Origin of the sequence: Ruegeria sp. HKCCSP351 (assembly GCF_017872535.1) — a bacterium.
Classification (GTDB): domain Bacteria; phylum Pseudomonadota; class Alphaproteobacteria; order Rhodobacterales; family Rhodobacteraceae; genus Ruegeria.
The window spans coordinates 223,304-247,128 of the sequence record NZ_JAEDOV010000003.1 but is presented as its reverse complement, the minus strand read 5'-3'; the positions used below and the strand labels follow the sequence as shown (position 1 = coordinate 247,128).

The window sequence follows — 23,825 nt, the reverse complement described above, 5'->3', positions numbered from 1 at the left end:
TCTTCTATTTAGGGGCCAATCGCCGAACGAAGGGGGCATCGCATGACGACAGGCAGTGATCAAGCCGAACACGATCTGCCCCAGGACGATGACGCGTATGCGCTGGATCGCCGGACCGTGGCGGCGATCCTATACGCCGTCGATGTGGATGATCGCGACAAGCTGATTGAGCTGATGGAGCCGCTGCACGCGGCCGATATCGCTGACCTTTTGGAGCAGATCAATCCTTATGATCGGGCGCGGCTGATCCGGCTTTATGACAAGGAATTTGACGGCGACATCCTGTCTGAACTGGATGAATCGGTTCGCGAGGAAATCATCGCCGTTCTGACTCCCGAGGTTCTGGCGGAAGCCGTGCGCGAGATGGAAAGCGACGATGTCGTTGACCTTCTGGAAGACCTTGAGGAACCGCAGCAGGAGACCATTCTGGGCGCGCTCGAAGATTCCGAGCGGCTAGCAGCGCAACAAGCGCTTGCCTATCCCGAGAATTCGGCTGGTCGTTTGATGCAGCGCGAGGTCGTCATGGCGCCCGAGCATTGGACCGTCGGTCAGGCCATCGACTTTATGCGTGCCAATGACGATCTGCCCGAGCAGTTCTATCATGTTGTTCTGGTCGATCCGCGTCTGAAACCAACGGCGCAGGTGACATTGGGCAAGCTGATGGCGTCCCGACGCGAAGTGCCGTTGTGCGATCTGGCGGAAGAGGAGTTTCACATCATCCCCGTTGATCAGGACGAGGAGGACGTGGCTTATGCCTTCAACCAGTATCACCTGATCTCGGCCCCAGTGGTGGATGCCGATGGGCGTCTGGTTGGTGTGATCACCATCGATGACGCGATGGTCGTTCTGGATGAAGAGCACGAAGAAGACATCCTGCGCCTTGCCGGTGTGAGCGACGAAAGCTCTCTGTCAGATAGTGTCGCGGCGACCAGTCGGCGACGGTTGCCCTGGCTGGCGGTAAACCTGTGCACGGCAATCTGTGCCTCGTTGGTTATCTCGCAATTTGCGGCGGCTATTGACCAGCTTGTCGCGCTGGCCATCCTGATGCCGATTGTAGCATCCATGGGGGGCAATGCGGGTACTCAGTCGCTGACCGTTGCAGTGCGCGCATTGGCGACACGCGACCTGACCAATTCAAACGTGATGCGCGTTATCAGGCGGGAACTGCTGGTGGGCATGTTGAACGGGCTCTGTTTTGCCATTGTGCTGGGGACCGTGGGAATGCTGTGGTTCGGTTCACCTTGGCTGGGTGTCGTGATTGGGTCAGCCTTGGTCGTGAACATGATCATCGCGGGCTTTGCAGGCACGGTAGTACCGGTGGTGCTGGATCGTCTGGGAATTGACCCGGCGCTGGCTTCAGGAACCTTTGTGACAACCACAACCGATGTCATGGGGTTCTTCATCTTTCTTGGGCTTGCCAGTGTGGTGCTATTGTGACCGATCTGACAGAAATCAAAGCAGCTGCACGCAAAGCGGCGTTTGCGCGCCGCAAAGTCGCGTTCGACACGCGTGTTCCCGGTGCGGCCGGACGTTTGTCCGAGGTTCTGGCGGGTTATCGCAGCGTGCCCTTGTCAGGCTACATGCCAATCCGAACCGAGATCGACCCGGTGTCTGCCATGGCTGAAGCTGCGGCTTATGGACCTGTCGGTGTTCCCGTGATCCAAGCCGCTGGAAAACCTCTGAAATTTTCGCGCTGGACGCCAGAAGGACCGCTGAAAGACGGCCCATTCGGCGCCAAAGTGCCTGAGGTTGATGATTATTTCGACCCCGAAATTCTGATTGTGCCGCTGGTGGCTTTTGATGCCAACGGCGGGCGCCTTGGATATGGTGGTGGATTTTATGACCGCACGCTGGAAGGATTGCGAGGCAAGCGCGCGACAATGGCAATCGGTTTCGCTTTTGACGCGCAAGAGGCGCAGGATCTGCCGCTGGAGCCGACCGATCAGCCGCTGGACATGGTTGTCACGGAAAGCCGGGTGCTGACGTTCTAGCTGCTACTGTTCGAAATGGCTGCGCAAGTAATCCCAGGCATCCACCTCGGTGCCGTCTTTCAGGATGCAGACCCCAAAGACGCTTCCGTCTTCGTTCTTCCGAAGCTGGTAAACCCCATCATTCTCGATGCAAAAGGTCGCGGCGGGGTTGGGCATGGATGTCTTCGTACCTTGGGCCATAACGCCCGAAGCGGCCACAAGGCCGACTGTCAGTGTTGCCAATAATTTCACAACATGTCCTTTTGACTTATGCGCATGGCTATGATTTTGCCGCGCCTGCATGTAATTTCAAGTTCGGGCTCAACTTAAATTTCACGGTTCCGCCTTGTTATTGCCCAGCACAGCCCCTACGACCCGGATCATGAGGATTTTGTTTCTTGGTGATGTCATGGGGCGCGCGGGGCGCGCGGCCGTTCAGCAGCATTTGCCGCGCCTGCGCGACGAATGGCGGCTGGATTTCGTTGTGGTCAATGGCGAAAACGCGTCGAACGGCATGGGGTTAAGCGGCGATCACGCCAAGCTGCTGCTGGATGCCGGGGCAGATTGCCTGACATTGGGCGATCATGCGTTCGACCAGAAAGACATGCTGCAATATATCGAGAAAGAACAGCGCATCGTGCGCCCGGTGAACTATGCCAAGGGCGCACCGGGGCGGGGGCACCGGCTGTTCAACGCACCCGGCGGGCGCAAGGTTCTGGTGGTGCAGGTGCTGGGGCAGGTATTTATGAAACGGCCATTTGACGACCCGTTCTCGGCCATTGAACCTATCCTGAAGTCGCACCCACGGGGTGGACAGGCACAGGCCATCATCGTCGATATGCATTGCGAAGCGACGTCTGAGAAGATGGCCATGGGTCACTATTGCGACAAGCGCGCCAGCCTTGTGGTGGGCACACATACCCATGTACCCACAGCGGATTCGCAAATTCTGCCGGGTGGCACAGCCTATCTGACGGATGCGGGCATGTGCGGCGACTATGACTCGGTCATTGGTATGGACAAGCAGGAACCGATGCGCCGGTTCATAACCGGGATGCCCAAGACCCGATTTACCCCCGCCAATGGCGAGGCCACGCTGAGCGGCGTTTTTGTCGAAACGGATGATCGCGACGGCCAGGCCAAATCTGTTCGCATGGTGCGCTTTGGTGGGCGTTTGGAACAAGCCGGGCCTGATTAACGAACGTCGGGCTTGCTCTGCCACGCGCAATGCGTGAAACTGCATGTCATCAGGCGCTTGGGCCAGGGTTCGGACAGAATACCACGAATGAATTTCCTTCCACTGACAGAGACGGGCAGCGCAATTCTGGCGCTGCTGATTGTTGCGAGCATGTTCGTCATGTTCCTGCGCGAGGTTTATCCGACCGAGGTTGTGGCCATCGGTGGTGTCTCACTGATGCTGGTCACAGGGATATTGCCCTATCAAAGCGCGCTGGCGGTCTTGTCCAATCCCGCGCCCTGGACGATTGCGGCGATGTTCATCATCATGGGGGCCTTGGTGCGGACCGGGGCCTTAGACGCCTTCACGTCGACCGCGCAAAGGCAGGCGCAGGTCAACCCGCGCATTGCCATCGGTTTGCTGATGGGGTTCGTCGTGCTGGCCTCGGCTTTTGTGTCGAACACGCCCGTTGTTGTGGTCATGATCCCGGTTTTTGTTCAGATCGCCCGCACGCTGAATGTACCCGCGTCAAAGCTGCTAATTCCACTCAGTTATGCCGCCATTCTTGGCGGGACACTGACACTGATCGGAACGTCCACCAACCTGCTGGTGGATGGTGTGGCCCGTGCGCAGGGGATGAAAGCATTCACGATATTCGAGGTCACGCCGCTGGGGATTGCACTGGTGATCTACGGCATGATCTATCTGCGTTTCATCGCCCCCAGATTGCTGCCCGAGCGGGACAGCATGGCCTCGCTGCTTAGCGACCGGTCCAGAATGAAGTTTTTCACTGAAGCGGTCATTCCGCCTGACAGCAACCTGATCGGGCGTGAAGTGACCGGCGTTCAGTTGTTCAAACGCCCCGGCGTGCGACTGATCGACGTGGTCCGGGGCGATGAATCGCTGCGGCGCAATCTGAAGGGCGTCGAATTGCAGGTCGGTGACCGCGTGGTCTTGCGGACCGAGATGACGGAACTTCTTAGCCTTCAGACCAACAAAGAGCTCAAGCGCGTGGATCAGGTTTCCGCTGTCGAGACCAAGACGGTCGAGGTGCTGATCACACCCGGATGCCGGATGGTGGGGCGGACATTGGGAATGCTGCGGTTGCGGCGCCGGTACGGTGTCTATGTGCTGGCCGTTCACCGCCGTAATCAGAATATCGGCCGTCAGTTGGATGACCTGGTGGTGCGGGTCGGGGATACATTACTGCTGGAGGGCGCCCCGGCAGATATCCAGCGCCTAGCCGCGGACATGGACATGGTGGATGTCAGCCAACCCTCTGCACGCGCCTTCCGTCGCAGCCATGCGCCGATTGCAATTGGCGCGCTGGTCGGGATCGTCGTCCTGGCGGCATTGGGTGTCGCGCCGATCCTGCTGCTGTCGATTGTGGCCGTAGCCGTGGTTCTTCTGACCCGCTGCATCGATGCAGACGAGGCGTTTTCCTTTGTAGAAGGTCGCCTGTTGGCGCTGATCTTCGCGATGCTCGCCATCGGTGCGTCACTGGACAGCTCTGGCGCGGTTTCACTGATTGTCGAGGCCGTGGCACCGGGATTAAGCGCTTTGCCGCCCTTCCTGATCATCTGGGCGATCTATCTGCTGACCTCGGTGCTGACCGAACTGGTTTCCAACAATGCGGTTGCGGTTGTGGTCACGCCTATTGCCATCGGGCTGGCCCAGGCCGTCGGAATGGACCCGCGCCCGTTGGTGGTTGCGGTTATGGTGGCGGCTTCGGCATCGTTCGCAACACCGATCGGATACCAGACTAACATGATGGTCTACGGCCCTGGCGGTTACAGGTTCACCGATTTCATGAAGGTCGGTGTTCCGCTAAATCTGACAGTCGGATTGCTGGCATCGCTGCTTATTCCGTTGATCTGGCCTTTGTGATTTCGGCGCAGAATTGCCACTTTGTCGAAGCGCATCTTGCAAAGATCCAAGGGCACACGATCTTTTGCGAAGAGGGTTTGCAAAAGGATTTGACCTATGCAGCATTTAAGTCGCGCAATATGGGTGTGTGCAGCAACTTGGGCAGCGTTAAGCGGTGTCGCCATTGCCGGTGCAGTTGAAGGGACCGCCACGTACCGAGAGCGCATTGCACTGCCACCGGACGCAACCCTTTATGTCGAGCTTCAGGATATCTCGCTGGCCGATGCCCCCGCTGTCACACTTGCCGCGCAACGGTATGCGCTGAGCGGGGTGCCCGCGCAGTTCAAATTGACTTATGACGATGCGCTGATCATGGATGCCCATCGCTATGCTGTGCGGGCGTCAGTGATGCAGGGACAAAACCTGCTGTTCACCACAGATACCGTTTACCCCGTTCTGACGAATGGGGCAGAAAATGCCGCTGACCTTCTGTTGGTTCAGGTCCAGGGGCAGGGGTCGGCAGCGCTGGACAACACCCAATGGGCCGCCTCGGTCCTGAATGGTGCGCCTGTCGAATCCGAAAAACGCCCCGAGCTTGTCTTTGGTCAGGATGGGGTCTTTTCAGGAAGCAGCGGCTGTAACCGGTTCACTGGTCAGGCCGAAATTTCCGGTAATCGCATTGCGTTTCCAGACAACATGGCGGCAACACTCATGGCGTGCCCGCCCCCGCTGGACGCGGTTGAGCGGCAATTCCTGCAAGCCTTGCAAAACGTTACGACATTCGCGATGCAGGGCAACGCTCTGGCTCTGCTAGATGTGCAGGGCCAGCCGGTGATCAAACTGGTGCGCAAGTAACAGGGAAAGTGCGTCAGGCAACGGCCCTTGATCGCCCGGTATTTCGACCGGAAAAGATGCAGCCGCCCAGGAATGTACCCTCCAGCGCGTTGTAGCCGTGATAGCCGCCGCCGCCGAATCCGGCGACTTCGCCAGCAGCGAACAGGCCCGGTACCACATTTCCGTCTGATCCAATCATCTGACTGTCCAGATTGGTCTGCAACCCACCCAGAGATTTGCGTGTCAGAATATGCAGCTTGACGGCAATCAGCGGGCCGTTGGCCGGATCCAGAAACTTATGCGGTTTGGCTGTGCGGATCAGTTTATCTCCGCGATAATTGCGCGCGGCAAGGATCGCCATCATCTGCGCATCTTTCGAAAAAGGGTTGTCGACCTGCGAATCCCGGGCTTCGATCTGGGCACGCAGTTGAGCCTCATCTATCGGAGTGTCGCCCAGATGGTTCATGCCGTTGACCAGTTCGGTCAGCGTGTTGGCAACAACAAAGTCCTCACCCTTTTCCTTGAACGCCTCGACCGGAGCAGTTGCGCTGGAACCTGACAGAATGCGCTGACGGATAACCTCTTTCCAGCTGCCCGAAGTGAAGTCGGGGTTTTGTTCCGACCCGGACAGCGCAAATTCCTTTTTGATCACCTTCTGGGTCAGAACGAACCAGCTGTATTCATATCCGGTTTTCAGGATCTCACGCAGTGACCCCAATGTGTCGAACCCCGGCAGACAGGGCGGTGCCAGGCGGTTGCCCCTGGCGTCAAACCACATTGAACTTGGGCCGGGCAGGATGCGAATGCCGTGGGCGGGCCAGATCGGGTCCCAGTTGTGGACGCCTTCGGTGTAATGCCACATCCGATCACCATTGATGACATGGCCCCCCGCTTTTTCGCTGATTGCGATCATGCGGCCATCAACGTGAAAGGGTACCCCTGCAACCATGTCTTTGGGAGGCTCACCCAAACGGTCCCGGGGCCAATTTTGACGCACCATGTCAAAATTGCCGCCAATACCGCCGGAGGTGACGATGATCGACGGGGCATAAACTTCGAACTCGCCAACCTCATCGCGGTTGGTTTTGCCACCGCGCTGGGAGGTGTCATCGGCCAGAATTTCTCCGGAAACACCTTTGGCGGTTCCGTTCTGCATGATGATATGGCTGACCTGGTGGCGGAACTTCATCTGGATCAATCCGGCGCTGACATGGTCGCGGACACGTCGGATAAAGTGTTCAAGAACGCCGGGGCCGGTGCCCCATGTGATGTGAAAGCGCGGGACCGAGTTGCCGTGCCCCGTCGCATAAGCCCCGCCGCGTTCGGCCCAGCCAACGACCGGAAACCAGCGCAGGCCCATTTCGTGCAGCCACTGACGCATCTCGCCAGCCGCAAACTCGATATAGGCATCGGCCCATTTGCGGGGCCATGCGTCTTCGTCACGGTCAAACTGTGCGCTGCCCATCCAGTCGCGCAACGCCAGATCGTGGCTGTCGCGTATACCCATGCGGCGCTGTTCGGGGGTGTCGACCATGAACAGTCCACCAAGGCTCCAGAACGCCTGACCGCCCAGAAAGGTTTCAGGTTCCTGATCGAGTATGATTACCTTTTTGCCTCGGTCGCCCAGTTCGGCTGCGGCGGCCAATCCGGCCAGACCAGCACCGATTACGATCGCATCAGCAGTGTCGTTTGTCATAACGGTCCTTTCAGCGCCTGCGGAACCAGACAAGAAACGGCAGAACCACGGCGTACATCGTAATGCCATAAACCGCCGAGGGCAGGGCCAGCGGGCTGAACCCGCTTTCGGTATTCGTGATCAGCGCCGCCAGTGTAATGCCCAGCGTGGAGTTTTGAATACCGGTTTCGATCGAGATCGTCTTGCACTCATTCCAGGACAGGTTTGATATCCGCGCAAGCCCCAGCCCGATGAACAGCAGGGCGATATTCAAAGAAATCAAGCCTGCGCCCATGATGCCAAGATTGTCGACGAACAATTGCCAGTTCCCGGCCAGTGCCGCGGCAACGATCAGCACGAACAAAACGGTCGCGAGCGTTGACAATCCCGGCTCTACGCGGTTTGCAAACCCCGTTGCAAAGTAGCGAATTCCGACCCCGATTGCCACAGGCAGCGTTGTTATCAGAAACAATGCAACAGCCAGCCCGGTGATCGAAACCTCGGGTGCTTCGTCGCCCATGAATTGCCTGATCGACCACGCGGCCAGTATTGGTACGGTCACCATCGACAAAAGGCTGATCACGGCGGTCAGGCTGACCGAAAGTGCGACATCGGCTTTGGCGAGCTTGGAGAGGATGTTGCTGGTTACGCCGCCCGGGCAAAAACTGAGCAGCATGAAACCAACCGCGATCTCGGGGGGCAATCCAAAGATTGTGACCGTCACAAAGGCTGCGACCGGCAAGAGAACAATCTGGCTTGCTGCCCCGATGGCAAAGGCGCGTCGCCGGCTCAGGATACGACGGAAGTCTGCCACTTCCAGCCCGATGCCCAGAGACAACATGATAATGGCAAGCGACACCGGCAAGCCGACATTCAAAAGCAAATCCAAGGACAACCCCTCCCAAAGTTGCGTCAGATCAGCCTATGCGAGGGGGCAAGGCGCAGGCAACCGCGCCGTTGGGTCACTCGTATCGCTGGACGAAACGGCGCAGGATTTCGCCGGGTTGCGTAACCTCTGCCGAATGGCAATGGTCGATCAGTTTCTGCGCGTCTTCGGGCGGGAAGTAGCCATGGTTCTTGTAGATGTTGATGCGTTGTTCAAAGTCTTTGGCATCGGCTTCCGGGTGGAACTGAGTGGCATAGACGTTCTGGCCCCAGCGGATCATCTGGAACGGGCAGGGGTCGGACGCAACAAGGTGAACGCAGCCCTGGGGCAGGGTTTGAACCGCTTCTTTGTGACCAACAAAAGCATCAAAGGTGGCGTCCAATTCTGCGGTAAGCGGGTCTTGTTGTCCTTCGGGGGTCAGGCGGCACCTGGATGGTCCCACAGGCTCGCCATACCGGGCTTTGCTGACGTTGCCATCCAAATGTACGGCCAGAATACCAAGGCCATAGCAGCACCCCATGAAGGGGTGATCCAGCGCGGTAATCTGCGGCATCAAACCCAGGATTGCGGCTTCGATCCGCGCATCCGTCGCAGATTTGGTTGCGGGGTCATCACTGACGCATCCCGGCCCACCGCCTACGATGACACCGGCATAGTCCGTAACATCCAGCCCTTCAGGCAGGTCGTCGCAATCCAGACGGATGCGGTGTGTGCGTTCGGGCGATAACCCGCTGCGGTTCAGGATCGAAGCATATTCTGCGTCGGAGGCATCCGTTTCCGGGCGCAGTTGCAGGATCAAAAAGCGTTTCATGAACAGCCTTTACCCGTCACAGCGGCCAAAAGACAAGGATGGCGGGGACGGAAACCGCGATGATCAGAGCCTCAAGCGGCAGGCCCATGCGCCAGTAGTCGCCAAAATGATAGCCGCCGGGGCCCAGAACCAGCGTGTTGTTCTTGTGACCGATAGGCGTCAGGAACGCAGCCGAGGCCGCAACGGCCACGGTCATCAGGAACGGGTCGGGCGACACCCCGAGCGTTTGGGCCATCTGGATGCCCACCGGGGCCGCGACGATGGCGGTGGCGGTGTTGTTCAGGACATCCGACAAGGTCATCGTCACGACCATCAGTACGGTCAGGATCGCCCATGCAGGCAGGCCGTTGGTCAGCTGGATCAGCGCATTGGCAATCAGCTCGGTGCCGCCGGATGTTTCCAAAGCGCTGCCCAGAGGGATCATCGAACCCAGCAGTACAACAACGGGCCATTCGATATGGTTATAGATCTCCGTGATTGGCATGACCTTGGTTAGCACATAGGCAATGACGACAAGACCCAATGCGACTGGAAGGTAAATCAATCCGACACTGGCCGCGAAAACGGCAGCGGCAAACAGACCGATGGCCAGCCAGGCCTTGTCGTTTGCCGTCACGTTCAATCCGCGTTCGGCCAGTGGCAGACACCCCAGCCAATCGGTCACATCAGGGCTGCGATCACGAGGGCAAAGCAGCAGCAGGATGTCTCCCGGTTGAACCTCGGTCTTGCGAACCTGTTCGGTGATCTGACGACCCTGACGCGAGATGCCCATCAGGACGGTACTTTGGCGCCAGGCCAGTCCAATACCCTGCGCAGTACGGCCGGTTATGCGCGCGCTTTCGGGAACGACCACTTCGATCACTTCAAGCCCGTCGCCTTCAGCCGTCAGCAGCTCCTGCCGTCGTGTGTCCGAGAAATCCAGTTTCAGCGCAGAACGGAATTCGTCCAGTGCTTCGGGGCGTGCTTCCAGTACCAGCGCGTCGCCATCGTTCAGTGTGGCATGGGTTGACCGGCCATATCGCCGTTTCCCATTCCGGATCAGGCCGATGATAGCCACGTCGGATTTTTCGGCCGTTTCATAAAGTTCGCTGACCCGTTTGCCGATATGGGCAGACCCCGGCGGAATCGTCAGTTCGGCAATGTATTCGGCCAGCACCTCGGATGTTTCTTGTTGCACGCCGCGATTGGGGATCAACCGCCATCCGATCAGCGCGACAAATGCCAGACCGGCAATCGCTGCTGTTCCACCAACAGGGGCGAAATCGAACATGTGAAACGGCTCGCCGAGCGTTTCCTGCCGGATCGAGGCGATGATGATATTCGGAGGGGTGCCGATCAGGGTGACCATGCCTCCCAGAATGGTAGCAAAGCTCAGCGGCATCAGGGACAAGCTCGGAGGGCGACCTGCTTTGCGCGCGGTCTGAATATCCACGGGCATCAGCAGGGCAAGCGCAGCGACATTGTTCATGAAAGCCGACAGAATGGCACTGATCCCGCCCATCAGGGCGATATGCGCGCCCAGTCCCCGTGACGCATCAACCAGAGTGCGGGTGATCAGAAAGACCGCTCCCGACCTGACCAAACCGGCAGAGACCACAAGCACCAGCGCGACGATAATGGTCGCCGGGTGGCCAAATCCCGCGAAGGCGTCACCGACAGGCACTACGCCCAGCACCACGCCGATCATAAGCGCGGCAAAGGCCACAAGGTCATATCGAAACCGACCCCATAGCAGCATTCCGAAGACGGTGATGAAAAGGGCAAAAAGTATGATCTGATCTGTCGTCATGCCGTCACCATACAAGGCGGTGAGGTCGTCGCAAGCCGCTCTCTTGATCCTGCCCCCCGCAAACGTCTATATGAGCGCCGAACACGCAAACATGATGACGAGGACGCACTATGGCAGGCCACTCCAAATGGGCCAACATCCAGCACCGCAAGGGGCGTCAGGACGCCGCGCGGTCCAAACTATTTTCCAAACTGTCCAAAGAGATCACCGTGGCCGCCAAGATGGGCGATCCCGATCCAGACAAGAACCCGCGCCTGCGTCTGGCGGTCAAAGAAGCCAAGTCGAACTCGGTCCCCAAGGATGTGATCGACCGTGCGATCAAGAAATCGCAAGCGGGTGAAGGCGAGGACTACGAAGAAATTCGCTACGAGGGCTACGGGCCCAATGGAGTAGCGGTAATTGTCGAAACCATGACCGACAACCGAAACCGGACCGCTTCGACCGTTCGTTCCACGTTCTCAAAAAACGGTGGCAATCTGGGCGAGACCGGCTCGGTTGGGTTCATGTTTGACCGCAAGGGTGAGGTCATTTACTCGGCAGATGCTGGCGATGCCGACACGATATTTGAGGCCGCGATTGAGGCCGGAGCCGAAGACGTCGAGAGTTCGGAAGACGGTCACATCATCTGGTGCGCGGATACTGATCTGAACGATGTCTCAAACGCTCTGGAAGGGGCGCTGGGTGAGTCTGAATCCACCAAGCTGGTCTGGAAACCGACCACAACGACGGAACTGGGCCTTGAGGACATGCAAAAGCTGATGAAACTGGTCGATGCACTGGAAGACGATGACGACGTTCAGCGTGTCACGACCAACTTCGAAGCCACCGACGAGGTCATGGCTCAGCTTTGAGCTGACCCATACCAACTCATTGAAACCCGGTCGCAACGGCCGGGTTTTTTGTTTTTTGACGGTTTTATTGAATTATTGGCTGAAACATTCGATGCGCTTAGGCTGAAAGTGCGGGAAATCCAGAAAACATGAAGACACAGTACGAATGACATTCAAACCTTCCGATCAGGCCAAGCGCAACGTGCCCGTTCTGGCTGGGCAGAGTATCCTGTCTCAGGTCGCGTGGACGCTCGGCAGCCCGTCGGTTGTTTTGCCGTTTCTAGCCGTTTCCTTCGAGTTGCCGATGTTTGTGGCGGGTGCACTGGTGTCGGTGCGGATGGTCGGTTGCTTGATTGCGGATTTCTTTCTGGCACAACCCGTTGCAGCAAGAAGCAAGAAGAAACGTGCGATTGCGTTGACCGAAGCGGTCATTGGCGCCTGTCTGCTTCTGGCAATAGCTGCGGCCGCAACCGGGGCTGTCCCATTGATCGCTGTGGTTTTCCTGTCTGTATTTCTTGTGATCGGGCTTGTCAGCGAAGTGCAGACCCTGATGCTTACGGATCTGTTAGGCGACCACGTTCAGGCACGTTCGCGCATGGTCATGCAATATCTGCAGCTTGGTGCCGGGGGGCTATGTGCCATTGGTCTTGCGTTGCTGGTGCATCAGATCACCAAGGATAATCCACCCTTTTCGCGCCATTCAGTCATGATTGGCGTTTCGGTTTTATTCTTCCTGCTGTCGGGTCTGTTCATGCTGGCGATGACAGAAACCGTGCGTGAGGTCGCGCCGACGACACCGCAGCAGTCCGAAAGGGGTATTTCGATTAAGGCGAATATCAAGGGTATTCTGGGTATGTTCGAATACCAGTGGTTCCGGCGCTATATGATCATGCGTCTGCCCTTGGTTGCTGTTTCGCTGTCCGTTCCGTTCTTCGCGCTCATCGCAGCCGAAGCGCATCACAGCTCGACACAGGGATTGACCGCGATGATCGTCTCTTCCGCTTCGGGATATCTTGTATCGGGCCCTCTGTGGCAAACCATCAACATGAAGTCCCATCGTGCGGTCATGGTGGTCGGGACATTGATGGTCGCCGCAACAGGCAGTGTTCTTTTGGTGTTCCACTATTTGGGCATCGACCATCGGGTTCACTTGCATGCAATTGCGCTGTTCGTTGTCACCGTTGCGGTGACCGGGATCAGCAGTGCGCGCAAGCTCTATTTTCTGGATGTGGCACCCAAAGAACAGCGGGTGCGGGGATCGGCAGCGGTCAAGGCGTTTGCGCGTTTAACCGCAGTGTTGTTGTCCGCGGGCCTTGCCGCTGTCGCCCATATGCACGAGGTCGCAATGGCCGTGGCTTTCATCGTCGTCGCCAGTCTGGCGTCCTGTGTAAACTGCTACCGCATGATGCAACCGGAACAGAAATAGACAGTACAGCCCACGAATTGAGTTTTCGGCCACCCTTGCGACGGCCTCAGAAGAAGGATGAAATCTCTTCCAGGGGTTTCTTGAGTTTTGCCACAGCAGGCACAGTCGCGTCTTCTGACGGATGCCCCACCGCGATGATCATGGTTGGTTTTTCCGACGCGGGCCGGTCCAGCGCGTCGTTCAGAAACCGCATCGGGTTCGGGGTGTGGGTCAGGGTGCTGAGGCCCGCGTGATGCAGCGCGGCAATCAGAAAGCCGGTGGCAATGTTTACACTCTCCGGGACGTAGTAGTTCTTGTACCGCGTTCCATCCTCGAATTGCCCCCAGCGCTGGGCAAAAACCACGATCAGCCAAGGGGCGATTGTCAGATGTTCTTTGACCGCGTTGGTGCCGATGGGCTCCAGTGCCTTGATCCATTCATCCCCGGCGCCACCTGCGTAGAACCGGCGTTCTTCTTCTTCGGCTTCTTCCCGGATGCGGTGTTTAAGGGCAGGGTCCGAGATAGCTGCAAAATGCCAGGGTTGGTGATTGGCGCCCGACGGGGCGGTGCCCGCGGTGCGCAGGCTGGATTCGATTACCTCACGGGCGACGGGGCGGGGGCTGAAATCCCGGACAGTGTGACGCTGACGCATCTTTTCGTAAAATGCCTGCGCCGCGCCCAGCATGTCTGCATCGCTGATGTCGCACCGGTCCGGCAGGGGAATCGGGTCATAGCCAAGAGCGTCACGTGAGAACATCGGTTCCTCCGAAAATGTCGTGTTTGTTTAGCTGCTTTGAGGCAGAAGCAAAATTCGTTCTGAGGCACGTTTGACAGCCTGGGTCAGAGGTTTGAGCGCGGGCGCAAGAACACGCCCAACCTGCCAGCTCAGCGCGACATCCAACGGCGCATCGGGCACGATGGGGCGCAACAGCCCATGTTTCAAAGCCTCCTGCACCAGAGCTGCGGGGTTCATGCCCCACCCAAGCCCGGCAATCGCCGCGTCCACGAACCCGTGTGAAGAAGGCAGGAAATGAGACGGGGGTGTCAGGCGTTTGCCTGTGTGTTGAACAATCCAGGCCCTTTGTAGCCCGTCCTTTTGGTTGAAAACCAGGCAAGGTGCCTTGCCAAGTTCTGCCTCGGTCACTTTGTCCCGAAACCAGGTGTTGATGAATTCCGGGCTGGCTGTTGGCAGATAGCGCAACACGCCCAATGGGATCGCGTCGCACCCGGTCACTGTCTGGCCACCAACGGTGACGGCGGCGCTTACCTCGCCCCGTCGCAGCCAATCTGCGGAGTGATCCTGATCGTCGATCACCAGATCGAACAGCATGTCAGGCACCTGCGCCATCGCATCAACAAACCAGGTGGCCAGACTGTCTGCCGGTACAGCGATGCGGACGCGGGCGGACCTTGGTTCCTGCTCCAGCGTCAGTTCTCGAACCAACTGTGCCTCAAGCAGCCCGACATCTTCCGCGTAACGGGCAATGCGCAGCCCGGCGGGCGTTCCGGTGCAAGGGCTGCCCCGATGTATCAGGGTGGCTCCAATCCGATCTTCAAGCGCCCTGATCCGCTGGGATATCGCCGAGGGCGTCACCGCCAGCTCTGCCGCAGCCGCATCAAAGCTGCCATGGCGCAGAATGGCAGACAAAGCGGACAGGTGAAGAGGATCCAGCAGCATTAGTCAGGCTTAACTCGGGATAACATCTTTAATTTGATAGATCTCACCGACGGCCTTAGTCAACGTCTTGCAATAGCAGGAGGTCCCATGCCCACGTCCATGATCGCCGGTTTCGCGCTGGGTTTCAGTCTGATCCTCGCCATCGGGGCACAGAACGCCTTTATTCTGCGACAGGGATTGCGGCGTGAACATGTGTTTCTTCTGTGCCTGACCTGCTCAATGTCCGACGCGGTTTTGATCGTTGCAGGCGTCACAGGGTTCGGGACTCTGGCCCATTCAGCCCCCTGGTTTGAACCTGTAATGCGATATGGCGGGGTTGCTTTTCTGACATGGTATGGGCTGCGCAGCTTCGGGTCTGCCCTGCGGGGTGGCGCGGTGATGGAAACGGGCAGCGGCCCGCGAACCAGCCTCAGAACCGCGATGCTTGCCGTTCTCGCCTTCACCTGGCTGAACCCGCATGTCTATCTGGATACAGTGGTTCTGATCGGCTCAATCTCGGCACAGTATGATGACCGGGTCGGATTTGCCATCGGGGCGGTCACGTCCAGCTTTGTCTTCTTCTTTTCACTTGGATACGGCGCGGGTGTTCTGTCTCCGGTGTTTGCGCGCCCGCGCGCCTGGCAGGTGCTGGACGCAGTGATCGGGGTCGTAATGCTGGGTATCGCACTGAAACTTGTTATCATGTGAAGGGTTGTTCCCGGCAGGGTTTCGGTGTTCAACCTAAGCCATGACATCGCTTGCCGTTTCGTCGCGCCCGCTTGCCGGTATGTTCTGGATGTTTGCCGCCGGGCTGTCCTTTGTTGTGATGACCGCTTTGGTCAAATCTCTGGGCACGACGATGAATCCGATCCAGGCTGCATTCCTGCGTTATGCGCTGGGATTGGTGTTTCTGTTACCGGCCTTGCGGTCGATCATGGCGACCCGGCTGACACCCCGCCTGCTGACGTTGTTCGGTTTGCGCGGTGTCGTACACGCGATAGCTGTCATGCTTTGGTTTTTTGCCATGACACAAATCCCCTTGGCCGAAGTCACTGCCATGAACTACATGACGCCGGTTTATGTCACCTTGGGCGCGGCCCTGTTTCTGGGCGAGAAGCTGGCTTTTCGCAGGGTTGCCGCCATTCTGGTCGCCTTGGTGGGCGTACTGGTTATCCTGCGCCCCGGGTTTCGCGAGGTCTCGCAAGGTCACCTTGCCATGCTCGGAACGGCCCTGATGCTAAGCGGGTCCTATTTGCTGGCCAAGCTTCTTGTCCGCGACGTTCCGCCTTCGGTTGTCGTGGCGCATCTGTCCATCTGGGTAACTATCGCCTTGATCCCATTTGCGGTTGCCGTCTGGACCCGGCCCAGTATGCAAGAACTCGGGGTTCTGTTTCTGGTGGCCAGCTTTGCGACCGCAGGTCATTACTTCATGACATTGGCGTTGCAGGCCGCGCCTGTGGCCGTCACACAACCCGTTACATTCCTGCAGTTGATCTGGGCCACGCTTGTGGGTGCAGCGATCTTCCACGAAAGTGTCGACCTATGGGTTGTGGCTGGCGGAACCCTGATACTGGGCGCTGTAAGCTTCATCTCATGGCGCGAGTTCATGTTGAACCGTCGGGACTTGACGCCTCCCAGTATTGCGCCGAAGCTGTGAAGTGACATCTCCGCGCTTACATTGATTGACGAGTCAATAAAAACATCCTAGCTTGGTCGCATGACACCTGTATGGGGAAAGCGATGCCAAAAGTTGGAATGGAGCCGATCCGCAAGGACGCGATTGTTCGAGCGACGATTGCTGAACTGGGTGTCAAGAAATCCCTGGATGTAACTGTCAGCCAGATTGCCAAACGCGCGGGCATGTCCAGCGCATTGGCCCACCATTATTTTGGCGGAAAGGATCAGATATTTCTGGCCGCAATGCGTCAGATCCTCGCCGACTTCAGCGACGAAGCCAGGGCCCAGTTGAAAGCGGCCAAACCGGGCAACCGGGCAGAGGCGATTATCCACGCCTGTTTTGCCCCTTCGTGTTTCACACCTGACGTGACTGCCGCTTGGATGACGTTTTATGTGTTGGCGCAGACCAACAGTGACGCGCTGCGATTGTGGCAGATCTATCAGGCGCGCATCAGATCGAATCTGGTTCATGCCCTGCGTCCAAGGATGCAGGATCCGGTTGAGGCTGCCGAGAACATGATTGCCCTGATTGACGGGCTCTATATTCGCGCAGCGCTCAGCGCCCCGGAAGAACCGCAATTGGCCGTGAACCACGCTATGCGCGTGCTCGATACTCTGCTCGAGGCTGAAAAATGACAAAACCGAACATTCTGATCCTGATGGTGGATCAGCTGAACGGAACCCTCTTTCCCGACGGTCCCGCTGACTGGCTTCATGCTCCGAACCTGAAGAAACTGGCCGAAAGGTCGACCCGTTTTGCCAACGCTTATACAGCGTCGCCGCTTTGTGCGCCGGGGCGGGCCAGCATTATGTCCGGTCAATTGCCCTCGCGCACTGGTGTCTACGATAACGCGGCAGAGTTCCGCAGCGATATCCCAACTTACGCACACCATTTGCGCAGGGCCGGATATTACACCTGTCTGTCAGGTAAAATGCACTTTGTCGGCCCGGACCAGATGCACGGGTTTGAGGATCGCCTGACAACTGATATCTACCCGGCCGATTTTGGCTGGACACCAGACTACCGAAAGCCGGGTGAGCGGATCGACTGGTGGTATCACAACATGGGGTCGGTGACCGGCGCGGGTATTGCCGAGATTTCCAACCAGATGGAGTATGATGATGAGGTCGCCTATAACGCCAAGGCCAAGCTTTATGACCTTGCGCGCGGCAAGGGTGACCGCCCATGGTGCGTGACGGTCAGCTTCACCCATCCGCATGATCCCTATGTCGCCCGTCGCAAATACTGGGACCTTTACGAGGATTGCGCGCATTTGCTGCCCGAAATCGCTGATATCGGCTATGACAACCAGGATCCTCACGCCAAGCGGATCTTTGATGCCAACGACTGGCGTAGCTTCGACATCACCGAGGAAGACATTCGCAAGTCCCGCCGTGCTTATTTCGCCAACATCACATATCTCGATGACAAGATCGGTGAAATCCTCGAAGTGCTCGAAACGACACGGCAAGAGGCGATCATCCTGTTCGTCTCGGATCACGGTGACATGCTGGGCGAACGTGGCCTTTGGTTCAAAATGAACTTCTACGAAGGCTCGGCGCGCGTTCCTTTGATGATTTTGTCCCCGGACTTGCCTGCGGGGCGGATCGATACGCCAGTTTCCACCATCGATGTCACACCCACGCTCGGGGCGCTGGCAGGCGTTGACATGGCCGAGATCGCCCCATGGACGGACGGCGAAAACCTGGTGCCATTGGCGCAAGGTGGCGCGCGAACCGCGCCTGTGGCCATGGAATATGCGGCCGAGGCATCTTACGCGCCGCTGGTGTCGCTGCGCTATGGCAAGTGGAAATACAATCGATGTGCGCTGGACCCGGATCAACTGTTTGATCTCGAGGTAGACCCGCATGAACTGACCAATCTGGCAGACAGCTCCGAACATGCGGGCACACTGCAAACACTGCGCGCAAAGTCCGAGGCCCGATGGGATTTGGAGCGCTTCGACGCGGATGTCCGCGCCAGTCAGGCACGGCGTTGGGTTGTGTACGAAGCGCTGCGGCAGGGCGGATACTACCCGTGGGATTATCAGCCGCTGCAAAAAGCGTCGGAACGCTACATGCGCAATCACATGGATCTGAACATCGTCGAGGAAAACGCCCGGTTCCCACGCGGCGAGTAACCTCTTCATCTTTTTGAAAATACTCCCGCCGGAGGCGTCATACCCGGCGGGTGAGGAGTTATGAATATGGAAGCAGATTTTGTCATCGTTGGCGCAGGGTCCGCAGGCTGCGCAATGGCATATCGTCTGAGCGAGGCCGGGGCCTCGGTTCTGGTGATCGAGCACGGTGGCACCGACATGGGGCCGTTTATCCAGATGCCTGCCGCGCTCAGCTATCCGATGAACATGTCGCGCTATGACTGGGGATATCAATCCGAGCCTGAACCGCATCTGAACAACCGCCGTCTGGCCTGCCCGCGCGGCAAGGTGATCGGCGGGTCATCGTCGATCAACGGCATGGTCTATGTGCGCGGTCACGCACGCGATTTCGACACATGGGCCGAGATGGGGGCTGACGGCTGGTCTTATGCGGATGTTCTGCCCTATTACAAACGTATGGAGACCTGGCATGACGGTGGTCATGGCGGCGATCCGGCCTGGCGCGGCACTGACGGCCCGTTGCATGTGTCACGCGGCCCACGCGCAAATCCACTGTTTCAGGCCTTTGTCGATGCAGGCCAGCAGGCGGGATACGAGGTCACCGGCGACTATAACGGCGAAAAGCAGGAAGGCTTTGGCCCGATGGAACAGACCGTCTGGAAAGGGCGGCGCTGGTCAGCGGCGAATGCCTATCTGAAGCCAGCGCTCAAACGCGACAATTGCGATATCGTGCGGGGTCTTGCGTCTCGGGTTGTTATGGAAAACGGTCGCGCCACTGGTGTGGAACTGATCCGTGGCGATAAGAAAGAAATCATCAAGGCCCGGCGCGAGGTCGTTCTGGCCGCGTCCTCGATCAACTCGCCCAAGCTGCTTATGCTGTCCGGAATCGGACCGGGCGCGCATCTGGCCGAGCATGGGATCGACGTCGTTGCGGATCGTCCGGGGGTGGGTGCGAACCTTCAGGACCATCTGGAGCTGTATATTCAACAAGCTTCGCTGCAGCCGATCACGCTCTACAAGCACTGGAACCTGTTCAGCAAAGGCCTGATCGGGGCGCAATGGTTGTTTACCAAGACAGGTTTGGGCGCATCGAACCAGTTTGAAAGCGCGGCGTTCATCAGGTCGAAACCGGGCGTGGAATATCCCGACATTCAGTACCACTTTCTGCCGATCGCAGTTCGCTATGACGGGCAGGCGGCGGCAGAGGGGCACGGGTTCCAGGCGCATGTCGGCCCGATGCGGTCCCCGTCGCGCGGGACGGTCACATTGCGCTCTACCCAAGCCGCAGACGCGCCGGTGATCAAGTTCAACTACATGAGTCACGAAGAAGATTGGGAAGATTTCCGCACTTGTATCCGGCTGACCCGCGAAATCTTTGGGCAAAACGCTTTCAAACCCTATGCGGGCAAGGAAATTCAGCCGGGTGCCGCTGTGCAAACGGATGAAGAGCTGAACGCCTTTATCGCGGAACATGCCGAAAGCGCCTATCACCCCTGCGGCACCTGCCGGATGGGGCGTGCGGATGACAAAGGTGCGGTGGTCGATCCCGAGGGTCGCGTCATCGGCGTGGATGGGCTGCGCGTCGCAGACAGTTCGATTTTCCCGCAGATCACCAACGGCAATCTCAACGCCCCCTCGATCATGGTTGGCGAGAAAGTATCGGATTCTTTGCTGGGCAAAGACCCGTTGCCCAAGGCCAATGACCGCCCGTGGATTCACCCCGGCTGGGCAACCGCTCAGCGTTAATCCTTCTGAACTGCCCCCGGTTGAATGTGTAAATTTTCGGCGCTTGCCGGGGGTATGCTGGCAAAAAGTTCAGTGTTCCTGTCCAGATAAGCCTGAGCCACGTTTCAGAACAACTTGCCCCCTGCACGGCAGGATGGCGCGTGGCGTTGTTTTGAAATTCGCGGGATTATTACGGCTAGTTGATCCGGGTCAAAGCGAAAGCCCGATCACGCTTCTATCACTGATTTGCAACGACATATGAAGGAGCGAACAGAGATGTCTCACACCCCGCATGAACTGGCCGAAGAGTTTCCGGACAAAGTTGAACTGATGAGCCAGCTCAAGCAGTCGGATGCGCATTTTGCCCGGCTGGCCGATGAGTATCATGAGGTCAACCGCGAAGTACACCGCGCCGAAACCAATGTCGAACCCATGGAGGAGCTGGCCGAGGTTGATCTGCGCAAAAAACGCGCCGCGCTAAAGGATGAGATCTGGGCGATCCTGTCCAAGGCTTAAACCACTGGCGGGGGCTCTGCCCCCGTCGTGACCAGAGACGCGACTGCGGTGGGATAATAAATCAGACTAAGATCAGGTCACTTCATAGGGCAGAGTGCCGCGAATATGGGTGTCGATGCTCAGACGACGTTCCAGCGGCGGAACCGAACGCTGGTGACATGTTTGCCGCTCGCAGATGCGGCAGGAGATACCGATGGGCTCGTAGGCGCTGGCATTGTTGATGTCGAGGTTGTCGGCATAAACAAGCGCCGGGGCATGACGGACCTCGCATCCCAGCGCTATGGCGTACCGTCTGACGGGCGCACCGAACGAGCCCCCCGATTTTGAGACATCCCGCGCCAGCGAGATATAGCGAACGCCATCTGGTGTTTCCGCCAGCTGCCGCAGGAAATGCCCGGGCGTTTCAAAGGCCCGGTGCACGTTCCAAAGCGGGCAAGCCCCACCAAAGCGCGCAAATTGCAGGCGTGTGGCTGAGTGCCGCTTGGTGATCGTCCCCGCCTGATCAACCCGAACGAAGAAGAACGGGATGCCCTTGGCGCCGGGACGCTGTAGTGTCGACAGCCGATGTGCAACCTGCTCGACCGACGCCCCGAACCGGTTGCTGAGCAGCTCCAGATCGTGACGCTCTTCCTGAGCGGCGGTCAAAAACGCGGTATAAGGCATCAGAGAGGCACCAGCGAAATAGTTGGCAAGACCGATCTTGGCAATGGCGCGGGCTTCGTCGCTTTGGAATTTGGCGAAATCCAGGGTCGCCTCCAGCAACTGGTCCTGACTGATCAGCGCGACCTGCAACAGAAGCTGGAACACCTGCGTCTGCGGCGCTGCACGGGAGGACAGGCGCAAAATTTTGCTGTCGACATCATAAGCGCGCAAAGGGCCCATATCTGAAAAAACCACCTGAATTCCGCGCTCTGAAAGGCTACTCAGGGCGGCTTGTCGGATACCACCAGGCCCGTCGGCGCGGTTGGCAAACAGTTCTGCGGCCCTGTCCACGGCGTCGATGTAGTTGTCGCAATAGTGGAAGAAATCGCGCACTTCTTCCCACGGGCTGGCCTGAATACGCGCATCTTCACGCCCCAAAGCCTCGTCCAGCGAGGCTAGTCGTTCATGCGTCTGCCGGTAGGTTTTGTGCAATTCGATAAACGCGCGCGCCAGGGCGGGGGCGTTGGATGCCGTCAGGCGCAGATCGGCCAGAGGGGGCTGTATGTCGGCAAAAACAGGATCGGCCAGCGCCTCGCGCATGTCTGAAACAAGACGTTCGCTGTCACCTGTGCTGAGTTCGGTAACATCCATTCCGAACTCCTGCGCCAGAGCCAGCACAACCGTAGTCGAGATCGGCCGGTTGTTGTTTTCCATCTGATTCAGATAGGGCAATGAAACGCCCAGTTTGGCGGCAAATTCACGCTGCGTCAGGGTCAGGCGCGTTCGCATTTCGCGCAGTTTCGCGCCGGCATAGAGCTTTTGGGTGGCCATTGGGTGCCTTTGCAAGTTTTCCAATCTCCGAGGTTAACTTTGCAAAGTCATTGGGGCAAGCGATTACAGCCCAATTGCCGTTCTCTTCGTACGACAGTTGAAATTGCGACGATTGCCAGAACGGCTGTTGCCAGCATCAGCCAAAGCAGCGGCATCGCGCCGGTTTCACGTGTCAGCAGGGCACCTGCCAACGCGCTCAGCCCGGCGCCGCCACCTAACATGATGGCGCCACTCAGGCCCGAGGCGGTTGCAGCCAGTTGAGGGCGCACTGATAGCGCGCCCGAGGTTGCGTTGGGGATGACCATGCCATTGCCGACGCCCACAAATGTCATGAACCCAAAGAAACTGAGTGCGGTTCCACGGTCGGCCAGAAACAGCAATGCCGACACAGCGACGCCAAACGCATTGAGCAGGCTTCCCCATAGCACCATGCGGTTCACACCGAACCGCACTGAAAAACGTCCGCTCATGAAATTACCAACAAAATACCCAACCGCAGGTGCGCCAAAATAAATGCCAACCTGTGCCGCGCTCAACCCGAACAATTCGGTGCCGATGAAAGGTGCGCCGCCGAGATAGGCGAAAAACGAACCCGATGAGAAGGCACAAGCCAGTGAATATCCCCAGAACCGTGGCGAGGTCAGAAGTTCGGGATATTCCTTGAATTGCTGGACAAGCGTTTTACCGCTTTTTGCCGATGTTTCCCCAAAGTCCGAATAGGTCAGTGCCATAGTCAGCAGACCCACGGCAAAGGGCAGCCAGAAATTCGCTTTCCAACCAAAACTCACTTCCAGCAAGCCGCCGATGGCAGGGCCGATCATCGGAACCACGGCCATGCCCATCGTCACATAACCGATCATCGAGGCAGCTTGATCCTGATCGTACATATCCCGCACCGCTGCGCGGCTGAGAACCATACCGACGACCACTACCGCCTGACACATCCTGAACGCCAGAAAAACCGTGGCATTGGGGGCGAAGATGCACCCAAGGGTCGCCATCAGGAACAGGCCAAGGCCCCACAGTAAAACTGGTCTGCGTCCTGCCTGATCCGCAATTGGACCTATGAGAATTTGCAGAATGGCATTGATCAGCAGATAAAGCGCAATCGACAGCTGCATGACCTTGTAATCGGTTTCGAAATACTCGGCCATGTTTGGCAGGCTGGGCAGAAACAGGTTCATGCTCAGGGCGGACAGGCCCGAGAGTAAAACAAGCGTCGCCAATGTGGGTGGTGTGCGGTGGACCGCGTCAGAGCTGAACTGCATGGTTCACATGTATAGCCGTGGATTTACGGAATGCCAGCCATTCGCAAAATTGCCTGCGAGAATTCGCAGTTTTGCAATTATCCAAATTACTGTTGCTGAAATTTTGCAAATTTGCCGAAAATAGCTTTGGATGAGCGGCCCAAACA

Annotated in this window: 22 protein-coding genes; 13 read left to right on the top strand and 9 right to left on the bottom strand. The window is 57.9% G+C overall.

Annotated elements, in window-relative coordinates; translation table 11 throughout:
* Window positions 1–42: 42 nt before the first annotated feature.
* Together mgtE and I9182_RS08285 are read left to right on the top strand one after the other, a co-directional pair.
* Window positions 43–1,437 carry a magnesium transporter gene (gene mgtE, locus I9182_RS08290; protein WP_209504610.1) on the top strand — a complete coding sequence of 465 codons (1,395 nt, stop codon included), beginning with the start codon at window positions 43–45 and terminating at the stop codon, window positions 1,435–1,437.
* The gene (locus I9182_RS08285) at window positions 1,434–1,991 is read left to right on the top strand and encodes a 5-formyltetrahydrofolate cyclo-ligase (RefSeq protein ID WP_209597884.1); all 558 of its coding nucleotides are present in this window, start codon (window positions 1,434–1,436) and stop codon (window positions 1,989–1,991) included. The genes mgtE and I9182_RS08285 overlap by 4 nt, the downstream gene beginning before the upstream one ends.
* Window positions 1,992–1,994: 3 nt before the next feature.
* On the opposite strand, the gene I9182_RS08280 is transcribed toward I9182_RS08285, so the two are convergent.
* The gene (locus I9182_RS08280; RefSeq protein WP_209597882.1) at window positions 1,995–2,222 is read right to left on the bottom strand and encodes a DUF333 domain-containing protein; all 228 of its coding nucleotides are present in this window, start codon (window positions 2,220–2,222) and stop codon (window positions 1,995–1,997) included.
* Between the two features lie 130 nt (window positions 2,223–2,352).
* Between I9182_RS08280 and I9182_RS08275 the strand changes: the two genes are divergently transcribed.
* The 3 genes from I9182_RS08275 to I9182_RS08265 all read left to right on the top strand — a co-directional run bounded on the left by I9182_RS08275 (window position 2,353) and on the right by I9182_RS08265 (window position 5,868).
* On the top strand, window positions 2,353–3,168 hold the full coding sequence (locus tag I9182_RS08275; RefSeq protein ID WP_209597880.1) for a TIGR00282 family metallophosphoesterase: 816 nt from the start codon (window positions 2,353–2,355) through the stop codon (window positions 3,166–3,168).
* Window positions 3,169–3,255: 87 nt separating this feature from the next.
* Window positions 3,256–5,034, top strand: coding sequence for an SLC13 family permease (locus tag I9182_RS08270; RefSeq protein ID WP_209597878.1), 1,779 nt, complete (start codon window positions 3,256–3,258; stop codon window positions 5,032–5,034).
* 96 nt (window positions 5,035–5,130) lie between these two features.
* Window positions 5,131–5,868: a YbaY family lipoprotein gene (locus tag I9182_RS08265; protein ID WP_209597876.1), complete on the top strand. Its 738-nt coding sequence runs from the start codon at window positions 5,131–5,133 to the stop codon at window positions 5,866–5,868.
* 13 nt (window positions 5,869–5,881) lie between these two features.
* Here the strand turns inward: I9182_RS08265 and I9182_RS08260 are convergent, their stop codons facing one another.
* From I9182_RS08260 to I9182_RS08245, 4 genes are all read right to left on the bottom strand, one after another.
* The gene (locus I9182_RS08260; protein WP_209597874.1) at window positions 5,882–7,543 is read right to left on the bottom strand and encodes an FAD-binding dehydrogenase; all 1,662 of its coding nucleotides are present in this window, start codon (window positions 7,541–7,543) and stop codon (window positions 5,882–5,884) included.
* Between the two features lie 10 nt (window positions 7,544–7,553).
* Complete coding sequence (locus I9182_RS08255) at window positions 7,554–8,411, bottom strand: bile acid:sodium symporter family protein (RefSeq protein WP_209504603.1); 858 nt, start codon at window positions 8,409–8,411, stop codon at window positions 7,554–7,556.
* A gap of 73 nt (window positions 8,412–8,484) precedes the next feature.
* The gene (locus I9182_RS08250; RefSeq protein ID WP_209597872.1) at window positions 8,485–9,219 is read right to left on the bottom strand and encodes a glutamine amidotransferase; all 735 of its coding nucleotides are present in this window, start codon (window positions 9,217–9,219) and stop codon (window positions 8,485–8,487) included.
* 16 nt (window positions 9,220–9,235) lie between these two features.
* Window positions 9,236–11,008 carry an SLC13 family permease gene (locus tag I9182_RS08245; protein WP_209504601.1) on the bottom strand — a complete coding sequence of 591 codons (1,773 nt, stop codon included), beginning with the start codon at window positions 11,006–11,008 and terminating at the stop codon, window positions 9,236–9,238.
* A 110-nt stretch (window positions 11,009–11,118) separates the two neighbouring features.
* Here I9182_RS08245 and I9182_RS08240 point away from each other — a divergent pair, with 110 nt between their 5' ends.
* Both I9182_RS08240 and I9182_RS08235 read left to right on the top strand, forming a co-directional pair.
* Window positions 11,119–11,859 carry a YebC/PmpR family DNA-binding transcriptional regulator gene (locus tag I9182_RS08240; protein WP_209597870.1) on the top strand — a complete coding sequence of 247 codons (741 nt, stop codon included), beginning with the start codon at window positions 11,119–11,121 and terminating at the stop codon, window positions 11,857–11,859.
* 145 nt (window positions 11,860–12,004) lie between these two features.
* Window positions 12,005–13,264, top strand: a complete 1,260-nt coding sequence (locus I9182_RS08235; protein ID WP_209597869.1) for a permease — start codon at window positions 12,005–12,007, stop codon at window positions 13,262–13,264.
* A gap of 46 nt (window positions 13,265–13,310) precedes the next feature.
* Here I9182_RS08235 and I9182_RS08230 read toward each other — a convergent pair whose 3' ends face one another.
* Window positions 13,311–14,000 carry a nitroreductase family protein gene (locus I9182_RS08230; protein WP_209504598.1) on the bottom strand — a complete coding sequence of 230 codons (690 nt, stop codon included), beginning with the start codon at window positions 13,998–14,000 and terminating at the stop codon, window positions 13,311–13,313.
* Window positions 14,001–14,027: 27 nt separating this feature from the next.
* Window positions 14,028–14,921: a LysR family transcriptional regulator ArgP gene (locus I9182_RS08225; protein ID WP_209597867.1), complete on the bottom strand. Its 894-nt coding sequence runs from the start codon at window positions 14,919–14,921 to the stop codon at window positions 14,028–14,030.
* A gap of 87 nt (window positions 14,922–15,008) precedes the next feature.
* Between I9182_RS08225 and I9182_RS08220 the strand changes: the two genes are divergently transcribed.
* From I9182_RS08220 to I9182_RS08195, 6 genes are all read left to right on the top strand, one after another.
* On the top strand, window positions 15,009–15,608 hold the full coding sequence (locus I9182_RS08220) for a LysE/ArgO family amino acid transporter (protein ID WP_209597865.1): 600 nt from the start codon (window positions 15,009–15,011) through the stop codon (window positions 15,606–15,608).
* 40 nt (window positions 15,609–15,648) lie between these two features.
* Complete coding sequence (locus I9182_RS08215; protein WP_209504595.1) at window positions 15,649–16,557, top strand: DMT family transporter; 909 nt, start codon at window positions 15,649–15,651, stop codon at window positions 16,555–16,557.
* Between the two features lie 83 nt (window positions 16,558–16,640).
* The gene (gene betI, locus I9182_RS08210) at window positions 16,641–17,213 is read left to right on the top strand and encodes a transcriptional regulator BetI (protein WP_209504594.1); all 573 of its coding nucleotides are present in this window, start codon (window positions 16,641–16,643) and stop codon (window positions 17,211–17,213) included.
* On the top strand, window positions 17,210–18,718 hold the full coding sequence (betC, locus tag I9182_RS08205) for a choline-sulfatase (protein WP_209597863.1): 1,509 nt from the start codon (window positions 17,210–17,212) through the stop codon (window positions 18,716–18,718). Before betI ends, betC begins: the two co-directional genes overlap by 4 nt.
* Before the next feature lie 66 nt (window positions 18,719–18,784).
* On the top strand, window positions 18,785–20,443 hold the full coding sequence (gene betA, locus I9182_RS08200; protein ID WP_209597861.1) for a choline dehydrogenase: 1,659 nt from the start codon (window positions 18,785–18,787) through the stop codon (window positions 20,441–20,443).
* A 255-nt stretch (window positions 20,444–20,698) separates the two neighbouring features.
* Complete coding sequence (locus I9182_RS08195; protein WP_209504591.1) at window positions 20,699–20,938, top strand: YdcH family protein; 240 nt, start codon at window positions 20,699–20,701, stop codon at window positions 20,936–20,938.
* A gap of 72 nt (window positions 20,939–21,010) precedes the next feature.
* Here the strand turns inward: I9182_RS08195 and I9182_RS08190 are convergent, their stop codons facing one another.
* Window positions 21,011–22,411: a helix-turn-helix transcriptional regulator gene (locus I9182_RS08190; RefSeq protein ID WP_209504590.1), complete on the bottom strand. Its 1,401-nt coding sequence runs from the start codon at window positions 22,409–22,411 to the stop codon at window positions 21,011–21,013.
* A 47-nt stretch (window positions 22,412–22,458) separates the two neighbouring features.
* Window positions 22,459–23,679 carry a multidrug effflux MFS transporter gene (locus I9182_RS08185; RefSeq protein ID WP_209597859.1) on the bottom strand — a complete coding sequence of 407 codons (1,221 nt, stop codon included), beginning with the start codon at window positions 23,677–23,679 and terminating at the stop codon, window positions 22,459–22,461.
* Window positions 23,680–23,825: the final 146 nt, after the last annotated feature.

Coding starts and splice junctions, on each gene's coding strand:
- I9182_RS08225 (WP_209597867.1), bottom strand. CDS start 14,921: ATGCTGCTGGATCCTCTTCACCTGTCCGCTTTGTCTGCCATTCTGCGC.
- I9182_RS08240 (WP_209597870.1), top strand. CDS start 11,119: ATGGCAGGCCACTCCAAATGGGCCAACATCCAGCACCGCAAGGGGCGT.
- I9182_RS08235 (WP_209597869.1), top strand. CDS start 12,005: ATGACATTCAAACCTTCCGATCAGGCCAAGCGCAACGTGCCCGTTCTG.
- I9182_RS08190 (WP_209504590.1), bottom strand. CDS start 22,411: ATGGCCACCCAAAAGCTCTATGCCGGCGCGAAACTGCGCGAAATGCGA.
- I9182_RS08230 (WP_209504598.1), bottom strand. CDS start 14,000: ATGTTCTCACGTGACGCTCTTGGCTATGACCCGATTCCCCTGCCGGAC.
- I9182_RS08270 (WP_209597878.1), top strand. CDS start 3,256: ATGAATTTCCTTCCACTGACAGAGACGGGCAGCGCAATTCTGGCGCTG.
- I9182_RS08195 (WP_209504591.1), top strand. CDS start 20,699: ATGTCTCACACCCCGCATGAACTGGCCGAAGAGTTTCCGGACAAAGTT.
- I9182_RS08245 (WP_209504601.1), bottom strand. CDS start 11,008: ATGACGACAGATCAGATCATACTTTTTGCCCTTTTCATCACCGTCTTC.
- I9182_RS08260 (WP_209597874.1), bottom strand. CDS start 7,543: ATGACAAACGACACTGCTGATGCGATCGTAATCGGTGCTGGTCTGGCC.
- betC (WP_209597863.1), top strand. CDS start 17,210: ATGACAAAACCGAACATTCTGATCCTGATGGTGGATCAGCTGAACGGA.
- I9182_RS08220 (WP_209597865.1), top strand. CDS start 15,009: ATGCCCACGTCCATGATCGCCGGTTTCGCGCTGGGTTTCAGTCTGATC.
- betA (WP_209597861.1), top strand. CDS start 18,785: ATGGAAGCAGATTTTGTCATCGTTGGCGCAGGGTCCGCAGGCTGCGCA.
- betI (WP_209504594.1), top strand. CDS start 16,641: ATGCCAAAAGTTGGAATGGAGCCGATCCGCAAGGACGCGATTGTTCGA.
- mgtE (WP_209504610.1), top strand. CDS start 43: ATGACGACAGGCAGTGATCAAGCCGAACACGATCTGCCCCAGGACGAT.
- I9182_RS08265 (WP_209597876.1), top strand. CDS start 5,131: ATGCAGCATTTAAGTCGCGCAATATGGGTGTGTGCAGCAACTTGGGCA.
- I9182_RS08250 (WP_209597872.1), bottom strand. CDS start 9,219: ATGAAACGCTTTTTGATCCTGCAACTGCGCCCGGAAACGGATGCCTCC.
- I9182_RS08275 (WP_209597880.1), top strand. CDS start 2,353: ATGAGGATTTTGTTTCTTGGTGATGTCATGGGGCGCGCGGGGCGCGCG.
- I9182_RS08215 (WP_209504595.1), top strand. CDS start 15,649: ATGACATCGCTTGCCGTTTCGTCGCGCCCGCTTGCCGGTATGTTCTGG.
- I9182_RS08185 (WP_209597859.1), bottom strand. CDS start 23,679: ATGCAGTTCAGCTCTGACGCGGTCCACCGCACACCACCCACATTGGCG.